The organism is Microbispora amethystogenes (assembly GCF_016863015.1).
GTDB classification, from domain to species: domain Bacteria; phylum Actinomycetota; class Actinomycetes; order Streptosporangiales; family Streptosporangiaceae; genus Microbispora; species Microbispora amethystogenes.
On sequence record NZ_BOOB01000014.1, the window covers coordinates 29564 to 42079 of the forward strand.

Sequence of the window (12516 nt, forward strand, 5' to 3'; positions counted from 1 at the left end):
GTAAACCCCGTGAAGTAGGCCCGTGAAATAAGCCTCGTGAAGTGACGCCGGTGACGTCAGGGCATGATCGCGCGGACGGCGGCGACGGTGTCGGCCTCCTCCGGCCGCTTGTCCGGGCGGTAGCGCAGCACCCGGGCGAACCGCAGCGCCATGCCCCCGGGATAGCGGCTGGACCGCTGCACCCCGTCGAAGGCGATCTCCACCACCAGCGTGGGCGTGAGCGTGACGACGTAGCCGTCCCCAGGGCCGTCCCCGGGGCTGTTCCCAGGGCCCTCGGCAGGGCTCTCCGCGATCCGCAGGAACTGCTCGGTCTGCCAGGTCAGCAGTTCGTCGGTGAGGCCCTTGAACGTCTTGCCGAGCATCACGAAGCCGCCCGTCTCCGGGTCGTAGGCGCCGAGGTGCAGGTTCGACAGCCAGCCCCGGCGTCGTCCGCTGCCCCATTCGGCGGCCAGCACGACCAGGTCAAGGGTGTGCCGGGGCTTCACCTTGATCCAGCCCGCCCCCCGCCGGCCCGCGGCGTACGGCGTGCCCAGCGACTTCACGACGACGCCCTCGTGCCCCCGGCGCACCGCGTCGCCGAAGAAGGCCTCGGCCTCCTCGGCGTCCCCGGTGACCAGGCGCGGGGTGATCAAATTGGCCGGGACCGCCGTCTCCAGCGCGGCGTGCCGCTCCTGGTCGGGCAGGTCGAGCAGGTCGGCCCCGCCCACCCGCAGGGCGTCGAAGAAGAAGACGGTCAGCGGCACGGTCTCCCGCAGCGACGCGACGCCGGTCCTGCTGGCCACCCGCCCCGAGGTGACCTGGAACGGCTCGGGACGGCCGTCGGGGCGGAGCGCGAGGACCTCGCCGTCCAGGACCAGATCGGTGCCGGGCAGGCCCAGCACCGCCTCGACCAGCTCCGGCACCTGACCGGTGATGTCGTCGAGCGTCCGGGTGAAGACGGCGACGTCGTCGCCCGACCGATGCGCCTGGACCCGTACGCCGTCGAGCTTCCACTCGACCGCGGCGGGAGCGCCGGCCTTCTCCAGCGCGGCGGTCACACTGGCCGCGCTCTGCGCGAGCATCGGCGCGACGGCCCGCCCGACCTCCAGGTGGAACGCCTTGAGCTCCGCCACCCCGCCACGCAGCGCCGCCGCCCCGACGGCGGGCAGTGAGCCGCGCAAGGTCAGAGCCCGGCGCACCTCGGCGGAGGGCACGTCCGCCGCCCTGGCGATCGCCTCGATCATCACGCCGTCGAGCGCGCCCTGGCGCAGCTCGCCCGTCAGCAGCCGGTGCAGGAACGACTGCTCCTGCCGCGTCACGGCGCCGAACAGCTCGCCGAGCAGCTCCCGGCGCGCGGCCTGGGAACCCGTCCCCGACTGGGCCTTGATGCGTTCGAGCAGCGCGTCGACCTGGCCGAGGGTCGCCGTCGCGATCTGACGCGGCTCGGGAAGGTCGGAGAGGCTCCGCCAGCCCACGCCGATCTGACGCTGCGGCAGCTCTCCCGACAGGTAGGCGATGGCGATCTCGGCCTCGTCCGGGCCCACCCTGCCGAGCAGCTCGGCCAGGTGCCTGATCTTGGCCAGCCGCGCCGAGTCCGCCGCCACGGCCGCGGACGTCCGGGCAAGGTCGATCAGCAACACAACGTAATCCTGCCTTACCGGATGGGCACGTGCCCAGGCAGGGGGGCGAGTCGCCTCAACTGTAGTGACGCATGAGCGGCCACAGCTCGCGCCAGGGCCGGTGGGGGTCACGGCAGACCGTGATCGGCACGCCCTGCTCCTCACCCGGCATCCCGGTCACCGTGCCCGCGACCGAGCAGGCGGCGAAGACCGTGCGGAGACGGCCGGGCGGGTAGCCGACGGAGACCGTCACCCGGGTCCCCTCCGGCGGCGGGCCCCACCACCACAGCTCGTTGTGGCCGCTGTAGACCGCCGGCAGGCCGAAGTCGCCCGCCCAGCGGCGCAGCGCGCCGGCCTCGCCGTAGTTCCCCGCGAGCAGCACCGCCCCCGCCCGCTCGCCGGCGGGCAGCGTGGCCACCACCCGCCCAGTTTGCGCCGCCAGGTCACGCATGCCCACCGACTCGCGGGCGACCTCGTTGATCGCCGCGACCGGCGTCCCCGCGAGTGACGCGGCCGGGACGACCGGCAGGGCCATGACCACCGCGACCACGGCGTTGAGCGCCAGCGCCACGACGAGGACGGGCCGCCTCCGCCATCCGGCGGCCGTCACGCACCCGGCCGCGAACAGGTAGAGCAGGAAGGCGCCGGCGTAGTCGGGGCGGCCGCCCGACAGCAGGATCAGCACGCAGGCCACGGGGTAGGCCAGGGCGAGCGAGCGGACCCGCCGGTCGCGCCAGAGCCGCAGCCAGCCCGCCACGCACACCACCGCCTGCGGGGGACCCAGCAGCAGGATCTGGAGGGGGACGAAGGCGATGCGGTTGTCCGCCCCCTCGTCGACGCGCAGCGCCTCGGCCATCTGGAGTTGCGGCCAGTCATGGGTGACCTGGTAGACCAGGTTGGGCGAGGCGATCGCCAGGGCCAGGAGGGCCCCGAGCCACAGTCGCCTGTCCCGCAGGGCCCCGCGCGGGCCGGCGACGACGAGGCCCAGGCCGGCGCAGCCGAGCAGCAGCACGATGAGGTCGCGGTTATAGGACGTGATCCCGGCCAGCAGGCCCGTCCAGAGCCAGTAACGGCCGTCGCCGCGCAGCAGCACCCGGAGCAGGCACAGCGTGACCGCGAGCCACAGCACGAGATCGGGGGTGAGGGTCAGCAGCGAGTGCCCCGCGAGCAGCGGCAGCACCGCGCCCGCCGTGCCGGCCGCGGCGAGGACCTGCGCGGCGCGGCCCGTGCCCGAATCCCGGGCGCCCAGCTCCCGGGCGACCAGCGCGGCGAGGACGACCAGCGCCCCGGCGCACAGGGCGGGGACGATCCGGAGCGCGACGACCGTGTCCCCGAAGACCGCCGTAGACAGCCGGGCGATCATCGGGGTGAGCGGCGGCGTGTCGAAGTATCCGAGCCGGGGGCGTTCGCCCAGCATGCGGAAGTACAGCTCGTCGCGGTGGTAGCCGTACCAGGGGCTCACCGCGAGCAGCACGGCCACGACCGCGGCGGCGAGCCCGACCACGGCCCGGGGCAGCCGGACGAGGGGTGACTCCACGGGGGGCGGCTGTGTGGGAGGAACGGTGCTCGCCGGGCCGCCCGCCGCGGCGCTCGGAGGCTCGGCCACACGGGGACCGTCATGAGAGGGGCCGTCATGAGGAAGATCGCCGTTCATGCGGCAATCATCCCCGACGAGCCCGGGACCTCATAGGCTTCGCCGGGCGGCCTCTCACGGCCCCGGGCGGCGTCCCGCGGGGCCCAAACCCGCAGCGGATGCCCCGATCCCGGACGCTCGATCCCGGCTGCCGGCCCTGGACACCCGGATGTCCCGGGGCGCGCGTGGCCGGGCGGCGGGGGAGTGGTCAGCCGACGCCGAGCAGGTCGACGACGAAGATGAGCGTCTCGCCCGGCTTGATGACGGTGCCCGCGCCGCGGTTGCCGTACCCGAGGTGCGGGGGGATCGTCAGCCGCCGGCGGCCGCCGACCTTCATGCCGGCCACGCCGCGGTCCCAGCCGGCGATGACCCGGCCGCCGCCGAGCGGGAACTGGAACGGCTGCCCGCGGTTCCAGGAGGCGTCGAACTCCTCACCCGTGGAGAACGCCACCCCGACATAGTGGACGGTCACGTTCTGCCCCGGCCTGGCCTCCGGGCCGGTCCCCTCCACGAGATCGGCGATCTCCAGGTCGGCGGGCGGCTCGCCCTCGGGAAAGTCGATCTCGGGCTTCTCCAGTGCCACGTGGGTCTCCTGTCCTGTCCGTGCCGGACGTTCCGGCGGCAGACGACTCTACCGCCAGGGCCGTGCGGTGATCCCGCGACGGCGGCCGACACGACGACGCCTTCCCCGCCGTGTCCGGACGCAGGCGGGGAAGGCGTCGTGGTGTCCATGGGAAACGGCGCTACGGGAAACGGCACCGTGGGAGGACGTGAGAGAACAGCGCGAGGGAAACAGCGCCGGGGGACGTCACATCCGGCGGCCCCGCGACAGCCCGGCCTCGTCCCGCGCCTCCTCGTCCCGAATCTCCCTGTCCCGAATCTCCCTGTCGCGGGCGTCCCTGTCGAGGGAGTCCTCAGCGCGCTCCTCGTCCGTACGGAGGTCCTCCTGCGGGGCGGTGTCGCCGGAGACCGCCGTAGGCGGCGTCACGGGCGCGGTGACGGCCGGCGTGGCGGGCCCGGCGGACGGCGGCCGCTGGACGACGACCGTGTCGGCCGGCTGCACCCCGCCCTGCAGCAGGGCCTGCGCCTGGTCCAGCATGGGGGCGGCCACCAGCACGTCGTAGCGCCCGGCGACGATCGAGCTCCGGGAGGAGAAGTCGCGCGTCCCGCCGGTGAAGGCGTGGCCGACGAAGCCGAAGGCGGCGCCCGCGATGGCCCCCCACAGGATCGACCACAGCACGAGCCCGAAGAACGAGGTCGTGGTCGAGGTGAACAACCCGAGGAACATGCCGACGATGAGCCCGAAGACCGCGCCGCTGATCAGGCCGGTCAGCGCGGCCCTGCCGTTGGTGAGCCGCCCGGTGACGGTCTCCTCCAGGCGCAGGTCGCTGCCGATGATCGCGCTGTTCTCCACCGGGAAACCGGCGTCGGACAGGGTGTCGACGGCGCGCTGCGCCGCGGCGTAGTTGTCATAGCTGACCAGCAGCCGTCTGTCGACCGCCGGACTGGCCGGCTCTGCGGCCGGTGAGTACTGCATGAGCGCCTCCGCGGGATAGTGCGGCCGGTACGAGGAACCCCACTACCCCGGCGGAGCCCGATATTCCTCCCGGGAATCGGTGCGGTCACCAGCTCTGGTGCAGCGGCATGCCCTCGCTGTAGCCCGAGGCGCTCTGCACGCCGACCACCGCCCGCTCGTGGAACTCCTCCAGCGTGGTGGCGCCCGCGTAGGTGCAGGAGGACCGCAGGCCGGCCACGATGGCGTCGATCTGGTCCTCCACGCTCGGCCGCGCGGGGTCGAGGTACATCCGGGAGGTCGAGATGCCCTCCTCGAACAACGCCTTGCGGGCCCGCTCGAAGGGCGTGTCCTCGGCGGTGCGCAGCCGTACGGCGCGGGCGGAGGCCATGCCGTAGTTCTCCTTGTACTTGCGGCCGTCGGCGGCGGTGCGGGTGTCGCCGGGGGACTCGTACGTGCCGGCGAACCACGAGCCGATCATGACGTTGGCCGCGCCCGCCGCGAGCGCGAGCGCGACGTCGCGGGGGTGGCGCACGCCTCCGTCGGCCCAGACGTGCCGCCCGAGACGGCGGGCCTCGGCCGAGCACTCCAGCACGGCGGAGAACTGCGGGCGCCCGACGCCGGTCATCATCCGGGTCGTGCACATGGCGCCGGGGCCCACCCCGACCTTCACGATGTCGGCCCCGGCCTCGACCAGGTCGCGTACGCCCTCGGCGGTGACGACGTTGCCCGCGGCGACCGGCACGGCGGGGTCGAGCGCGCGTACGGCCCGCAGCGCGCCGATCATCTTCTCCTGGTGGCCGTGCGCGGTGTCGACCACCAGCACGTCGACGCCGGCGTCGAGCAGTTCCTTGGACTTGGCGGCCACGTCGCCGTTCACCCCGACCGCGGCCGCGATCCGGAGCCGGTTCCGCGCGTCGACGGCGGGCTGGTAGAGGGTGGAGCGCAGCGCCCCGGTGCGGGTGAGGATCCCGACGAGCCCGCCGTTGTCGTCCACGACGGGGGCGAGCCGGTGGCGGCCCCCGTGCAGCGCCTCGAACGCCGCCTGCGGGTCGATCCCGCGCGGCAGCGTCTGCGGCGAGGGGGTCATGACCTGGGAGAGCTGGGTGAACATGTCGACGCCGTGACAGTCGGCCTCGGTCACCACGCCGACCGGGCGGTTGTCCCAGTCGACCACGATGACCGCGCCGTGGGCCCGCTTGGGCAGCAGGGTCAGCGCCTCTCCGACGGTGTCGTGCGGGGTGAGGGCGATGGGCGTGTCGTGGACCAGGTCGCGGTTCTTGACCCAGTCGACGACGTCGGCCACGACCTCGATCGGGATGTCCTGGGGGATGACGGCGACGCCGCCGCGCCGGGCGATCGTCTCGGCCATGCGGCGGCCCGCGACGGCCGTCATGTTGGCGACGACGACGGGGATCGTGGTGCCGCTTCCGTCCACCGTGGACAGATCCACGGCCAGGCGGGACCCGATCGCGGACCGGGAGGGCACCATGAAGACATCGCTGTACGTGAGATCGTAGGGCGGCGTCACATCGTTGAGGAATCGCACGTTTGTCCAGCCTACGTTGTGAGCGGTCGTTTCCGGCATTCCCGCCCGCCGACGAGAGCAGACCCGTCCACGGGATACATTGACCTCGCCTGAGAGGAGCACAAGTGATCATCGTTGACCGTCCGGAGACGCTTGTCGTCGGCTACGTCGTACGGACGACCAACGCGGCGGAGGCGGACCCCTCCCTCGCCCGGCTGCCGGCCCTGTGGGCCCGCGCCGGAGCGCCGGGGGCCTTCGCCCACGTGCCGGGCCGGGTCGACGAGAACCTGTACGCCGTGCTGACGGACTACGAGAGCGACCACAACGGCGCCTACACGCAGATCGTCGGCGTGGCGGTGCGCACGGCCGCGCGACTGCCCGAGGGCATGGTCGCCGTACGGGTGCCCGGCGTCCCCTCGCTGATGGCCGAGGCGCGGGGGCCCCTGCCCGGGGCGCTGATCGACGCCTGGCAGAAGGTGTGGAAGCACACCGAGTCGGGCGCGACCCCGGCCCGCGCCTTCACCACCGACCTGGAGATCCACCACCCCGGCGGAGTCGACCTCTACGTCGCGACCCTGCCGTCCTTCGGCGAGCCCTCCGGGCCCCCGGCGCAGGTCCAGGCCGCCCCCGCGTAATCATTCGGTTTGATCCGGCTCGTCGTCTGGATCAGGCCAGGACGCCGGCGGCGCGCAGCGCCTCCGCCTCGTCGCCGGACAGCCCCCACGCGCTCAGGTCGTGCAACCGGGTGGCGGGGGAGAGGTCGCCGTGCCCGGCGCCGGGCAGCCGGGGGGCGGGCGCGGCCTGCGGGACGCCGCCGACCTCCACGAACGTGCCGCGCGCCACGTTGTGCGGATGCCCGGCGGCCTCGCGCGGGTCGAGCACCGGGACCACGCAGGCGTCGGAGCCCTCGAAGACCGCTTCCCACTCGGCCCGCGTACGGGACCGGAACGCCTCGGCCAGCCGTTCGCGGATGACCGGCCAGTTGGCCTGGTCGTCGCGGCCGGGCAGGTCGCCGATGCCCATGCGGTCGAGCATCTCCGCCCAGAACCGCGGTTCCAGCGCGCCCACCGCGAGGAACCCGCCGTCGGCCGTCTCGTACGTGTCGTACATGGGGGCGCCGGTGTCGAGGAGGTTGGTGCCGCGCGGACCCCACTGCCCGCCGTGCACCGCGCCGTGGAACATCGAGAACAAAAGCGCCGCGCCGTCGACCATCGCGGCGTCCACCACCCGGCCGCGGCCGGTCCGCTCCCGCTCGATCAGGGCCAGCAGCACGCCGTACGCGAGCATGAGCCCGCCGCCGGCGAAGTCGCCGAGGATGTTGATGGGCGGGGTGGGCTTGCCGCCCGCGCGGCCCAGCATCGACAGCACCCCCGCGATCGCGATGTAGTCGATGTCGTGCCCCGCGGTGTGGGCGAGCGGGCCGTCCTGGCCCCAGCCGGTCATCCGGCCGTACACGAGCCGCTCGTTGACGGCGTGCAGGTCGCCCGGCCCGATGCCGAGCCGCTCGGCGACGCCCGGGCGGAACACCTCGATCACCACGTCGGCCCGCTCCGCCAGCCGCCGGAACGCGGCCACGCCCTCGGGCGACTTCAGGTCGAGGCCGATGGTCCGCTTGCCGCGGTCCATCACCTCCCGCCGGGGCTCGTCGCCCACCGCGGCCACCCGGTCGACGCGCAGCACCTCGGCGCCGTGGTCGGCGAGCATCATCCCGGCGAACGGCCCCGGCGCGAGCCCGGCCAGCTCAAGCACCCGGATCCCCGCCAGCGGCCCCCGTGACGCGTCCATGCGTTCCTCCTCACCATCCAGTGGAACACGCCCGTCGGCCCAGGTCCTGACGGTTTCCACAGTTACGGCAGGGGCGCGCGAGGCGAAGAACACGGGAAGGATACGATCTGTCCCGACGGGGTGTCGCGAGGCTACTCGATAGTTTTCGCGGGCGTAACGTGTCTACTCTGGTCTGCGTCCCCGTCCGGGGATAGCGTGCCAAGAGGCGATCACTACGATCCATGGGGGTGGTGTCATGCCAGAGCGCACGGCCAGTATGACCGCCCATATCAAGGCAGTCGAGCAGATCAGGGACTCCTACGCCGCCATCCCCGAAGACGCCGCTCCTCGGCTGGCGAAGGCCACGACGAACCTGTTCCGCTTCCGGGCGCCGGCCAAGACGGCGGCGCTGTCCGCCCGGGACCTGGACCAGGTCATCCACGTCGACCCGGTCACCATGACGGCCGAGGTCCAGGGCATGACGACGTACGAGAACCTGGTGGACGCCACGCTGCCGCACGGGCTCATGCCGTACGTCGTGCCGCAGCTGAAGACGATCACGCTCGGCGGCGCGGTCACCGGCCTCGGCATCGAGTCGAGCAGCTTCCGGGACGGCCTGCCGCACGAGTCGGTGGAGGAACTGGAGATCCTCACCGGCGACGGGCGGATCCTGGTCGCCCGGGCCGACAACGAGCACGCCGACCTGTTCCGGGCCTTCCCCAACTCCTACGGCACGCTCGGCTACGCCCTGCGCATCCGCATCAAGCTGGCCCGGGTCAAGCCGTACGTGAAGCTGACCCACATCCGCTTCGGCGACGCGGACAAGTGCATGCTCGCCATGCAGGAGATCTGCGAGAGCCGCGAGCACGACGGCGAGCCGATCGACTTCGTCGACGGCACGTTCTTCAGCCCTGACGAGCTGTACGTCACCGTCGGGTCGTTCTCCGACCGGGCGCCCTATACCTCCGACTACACCGGCATGCGGATCTACTACCAGTCGATCCGCAGCCGCGCCCGCGACTGGCTCACGGTCCGCGACTACCTGTGGCGCTGGGACACCGACTGGTTCTGGTGCTCGCGCGCCTTCGGGGTGCAGCAGCCGCTGGTCCGCTCGCTCCTGCCGCGCCGGTGGATGCGCTCGGACGTCTACCGCAGGCTCGTCGGCCTCGACCAGAGGTACGGCCTGACGGCCAGGATCGACCGCTGGCGGAACAACCCCGTGCACGAGTCGGTGATCCAGGACGTCGAGGTCCCGGTCGAGCGGGGCGCGGAGTTCCTTGAGGTCTTCCACCGCGAGGTCGGCATGACCCCGGTGTGGATGTGCCCGCTCAGGGCGACCGGCGAGTGGTCGCTCTATCCCCTCGAACCCGGCCGCCTGTACGTGAACTTCGGCTTCTGGGGGATGGTGCCGCTGCCGCGCGGCCAGTACGACGGGTATCACAACCGGCTGATCGAGCGTGCCGTGCACGCGCTCGACGGCCACAAGTCGCTGTACTCCACCTCCTTCTACGGTCGTGAGGAGTTCTGGCGGCTCTACAACGGGGACGCCTACTGGCCGGTCAAGAGTGCCTACGACCCGGGCGGCCGGCTGCTGGACCTGTACGACAAGTGCGTCAGGGCCAGGTAGGTGGGCGTCAAGACGTCGGGAGAGGTGCAATGACTCTTGCGGAGATCTTCGAGAAGATCGTCGGTCCTGACGCGGGCGTCGAGTTCGTCGCCTACGACGGCAGCAAGGCGGGATCCCTTGGTGCGGACGTCCGCGTCGAGGTGAAGACGCCGGCGGCGGTGGCCTACCTCGCGCAGGCGCCGGGAGAGCTGGGGCTCGCCCGCGCCTACATCGCGGGGCACATGGACGTGCACGGTGACATGTACACCCTGCTCGACCGGATGTGGTCGCTGACGCTCAACGACCTGCCGCTGGGCGAGAAGATCGCCGCCGTCCGCTCGCTCGGGCTCAAGCCGCTGCTGATGCGCCTCCCGCCGCCGCCGCAGGAGGCGCGGCAGAGCACGCTGGCGAAGCTCGGCAGCCGGCACGCCAAGCAGCGCGACGCCGAGGTGATCCACCACCACTACGACGTCTCCAACCGGTTCTACGAGTGGGTGCTCGGCCCCTCCATGGCGTACACCTGCGCGGTCTTCCCCCGGCCGGACGCGACGCTGGAGGAGGCGCAGCACACCAAGTTCGACCTGGTCGCCAAGAAGCTGGACCTCAAGCCCGGCATGCGGCTGCTCGACGTCGGCTGCGGCTGGGGCGGCATGGTCATGCACGCGGCCAAGGAGTACGGCGTGAAGGGCCTCGGCGTCACGCTGTCGCGCCAGCAGGCCGAGTACGCGCAGAAGGCCATCGCCGAGGCCGGGCTGTCGGAGCTCGCCGAGGTCCGTTTCATGGATTACCGCGACGTCGCGGAAACCGGTTTCGACCGGGTCAGCTCGATCGGCCTCACCGAGCACATCGGCAAGGACAACCTGCCGTCCTACTTCTCCTTCCTCTACGGCAAGCTCAAGCCGGGCGGGCGTCTCCTCAACCACTGCATCACCCGCCCGACCAGCACGGAGAAGACCCTGAACAAGGGCGGCTTCATCAACCGCTACGTCTTCCCCGACGGCGAGCTCGAGTCGGTCGGCCACCTGATCCGTCAGATGGAGGACATCGGCTACGAGGTCCGCCACGAGGAGAACCTGCGCGAGCACTACGCGCTGACCCTGCGCGAGTGGTGCAAGAACCTCGACGAGCACTGGGAGGAGGCCGTGGAGGAGGTCGGCCAGGGCACCGCCCGGGTCTGGCGGCTCTACATGGCCGGGTGCGTGGTCGGGTTCGAGCGCAACAAGGTACAGCTCCACCAGGTGCTCGGCGTCCGGCTCGACGAGGGACGGTCGCATGTGCCGCTCCGCCCGTCCCTCGACTGGCCGTGACGGCGCCTACCGCAGCTCGCGCTTGAGGATCTTGCCGGTGGCGGTCATCGGCAGGGACTCGCGGAACTCCACGATCCGCGGGTACTTGTAGGCCGCCATCGTCTCCCTGCTCCACGCCACCAGTTCCTCCTCGGTGGTCGTGTCGCCGGGCGTCCGGATGACGTACGCCTTGACCTCCTCGCCGTGCGACTCGTGGGGCACCCCGACGACCGCGGCGAGCGAGACCGCCGGGTGGGTCATCAGGACCTCCTCGATCTCCCGGGGATAGACGTTGAACCCACCCCTGATGATCATGTCCTTGGCCCGGTCGACGATGAAGTAGTAACCGTCCTCGTCGCGCCGGGCCATGTCGCCGGTGCGGAACCAGCCGTCCCGCATGACCTCCGCGGTCGCCTCGGGCCGGTTGTGGTAGCCCTTCATGATGTTGTGGCCGCGGACGGCGATCTCGCCGATGCCGTCCGGGTCGCCGACGGTGTTCCACTCGGGGTCCACCAGTTTCATCTCGACGCCCCAGACCGGGGTGCCGATCGAGCCGGCCTTGGCGGGGCGGCCCGGCTGGTTGAACGAGGCCACCGGCGAGGTCTCCGACAGGCCGTAGCCCTCCAGGATGTCCACCCCGAACGTCGCGCTGAAGTCCTTGAGCACCTCGACCGGCAGCGCGGACCCGCCGGAGGCCGCGGTGACCAGCGACGACGGCGCCGCGGCGGCCCCTGTGCGCACCGCGGTGAGCATCGCCCAGTACATCGTCGGCACCCCGGCGAACAGGGTGACCTCCTCCTGCTCCATCAGGGCGAGGGCCCCGGCCGGCTCGAAGCGCGGCATCAGCACGAGCGTGGCGCGGCGCCGGAACCCCGCGTTCATCAGCACGGTCTGCCCGAAGGAGTGGAACAACGGCAGCGCCACGAGGTAGGCGTTCCGGTCCTGGCGCCGGAACATCTCGTCGCTGATGACGGCGTTCATCACCATGTTCTGATGGGACAGTTCCGCGCCCTTGGGCTGCCCGGTGGTGCCGCTCGTGTAGAGGATGACCGCCGTGTCCTCCGGGGAGGTCTGCACGGTCTCGAACTCGCCCGGCATCCCGTCGAGCGCCGCCCACAGCGTCTCGCCGTACGCGGACTCGGTGGCGAACGGCGTGGCCGGCAGCACGACGAAGTGCTCGGCCCGGCCGGCCTCGGCGAACCCGGCCCGGCCGCGCTCGCCCAGCGGCAGTTCCGGCGTGCCCTCGAAGCAGAAGAACGCCTTGGCGTCGGAGTCGTCCAGGTGGTAGGCGATCTCCCTGGCCTGCAGCAGCACGTTCAGCGGGACCACGGTCGCGCCTGCCTTGAGGATCCCGTAGTACACGAACGGGAAGTACGGCAGGTTCGGGCAGGCGAGGGCGACCTTGTCGCCCCTGCCCACACCGCGGGCGGCGAGCAGGTTGGCGACCTGGTTGGCGATGGTGTTCACGAGTGAGTACGGCAGGCGGAGGTCTCCGAAGACGACCGCGGTGGCGTCGGGCGTGTCACGTGCGCTGTCCTCCAGCACGACGGCCAGGTTGAGCATCTGCCGCTCCTCTTTCTGTCGGACG

10 protein-coding genes are annotated in these 12516 nt (G+C 71.9%); 3 read left to right on the top strand and 7 right to left on the bottom strand.

The annotated features are described in order from the left end of the window. Positions 1–56: 56 nt before the first annotated feature. The 5 genes from Mam01_RS09775 to Mam01_RS09795 form a co-directional block, all read right to left on the bottom strand. On the bottom strand, positions 57–1619 hold the full coding sequence (locus Mam01_RS09775; RefSeq protein ID WP_204285067.1) for an ATP-dependent DNA ligase: 1563 nt from the start codon (positions 1617–1619) through the stop codon (positions 57–59). Between the two features lie 55 nt (positions 1620–1674). After that, complete coding sequence (locus Mam01_RS09780; protein ID WP_204285068.1) at positions 1675–3204, bottom strand: glycosyltransferase family 39 protein; 1530 nt, start codon at positions 3202–3204, stop codon at positions 1675–1677. 235 nt (positions 3205–3439) lie between these two features. Next, positions 3440–3814 (bottom strand): FKBP-type peptidyl-prolyl cis-trans isomerase, encoded by a 375-nt coding sequence (locus tag Mam01_RS09785; RefSeq protein ID WP_275408935.1) that lies wholly within the window; start codon positions 3812–3814, stop codon positions 3440–3442. Between the two features lie 225 nt (positions 3815–4039). After that, complete coding sequence (locus tag Mam01_RS09790; RefSeq protein ID WP_204285069.1) at positions 4040–4768, bottom strand: YrzE family protein; 729 nt, start codon at positions 4766–4768, stop codon at positions 4040–4042. A gap of 85 nt (positions 4769–4853) precedes the next feature. Beyond that, positions 4854–6293, bottom strand: coding sequence for a GuaB1 family IMP dehydrogenase-related protein (locus Mam01_RS09795; RefSeq protein ID WP_204285070.1), 1440 nt, complete (start codon positions 6291–6293; stop codon positions 4854–4856). 104 nt (positions 6294–6397) lie between these two features. On the opposite strand from Mam01_RS09795, the gene Mam01_RS09800 reads away from it, so the two are divergent. Further along, entirely contained in the window at positions 6398–6907 is a 510-nt protein-coding gene (locus Mam01_RS09800) for a GyrI-like domain-containing protein (RefSeq protein ID WP_204285071.1), read from the top strand. 31 nt (positions 6908–6938) lie between these two features. On the opposite strand, the gene Mam01_RS09805 is transcribed toward Mam01_RS09800, so the two are convergent. Continuing rightward, entirely contained in the window at positions 6939–8057 is a 1119-nt protein-coding gene (locus Mam01_RS09805; protein ID WP_204285072.1) for a CaiB/BaiF CoA transferase family protein, read from the bottom strand. A gap of 235 nt (positions 8058–8292) precedes the next feature. Here Mam01_RS09805 and Mam01_RS09810 point away from each other — a divergent pair, with 235 nt between their 5' ends. Together Mam01_RS09810 and Mam01_RS09815 are read left to right on the top strand one after the other, a co-directional pair. After that, entirely contained in the window at positions 8293–9663 is a 1371-nt protein-coding gene (locus Mam01_RS09810; RefSeq protein ID WP_239101175.1) for an FAD-binding oxidoreductase, read from the top strand. Between the two features lie 29 nt (positions 9664–9692). Continuing rightward, a complete protein-coding gene (locus tag Mam01_RS09815; RefSeq protein ID WP_204285073.1) occupies positions 9693–10949 on the top strand; it encodes a class I SAM-dependent methyltransferase in 1257 nt (418 codons plus the stop codon). Between the two features lie 6 nt (positions 10950–10955). Here the strand turns inward: Mam01_RS09815 and Mam01_RS09820 are convergent, their stop codons facing one another. Then, complete coding sequence (locus Mam01_RS09820; protein WP_204285074.1) at positions 10956–12491, bottom strand: long-chain-fatty-acid--CoA ligase; 1536 nt, start codon at positions 12489–12491, stop codon at positions 10956–10958. Positions 12492–12516: the final 25 nt, after the last annotated feature.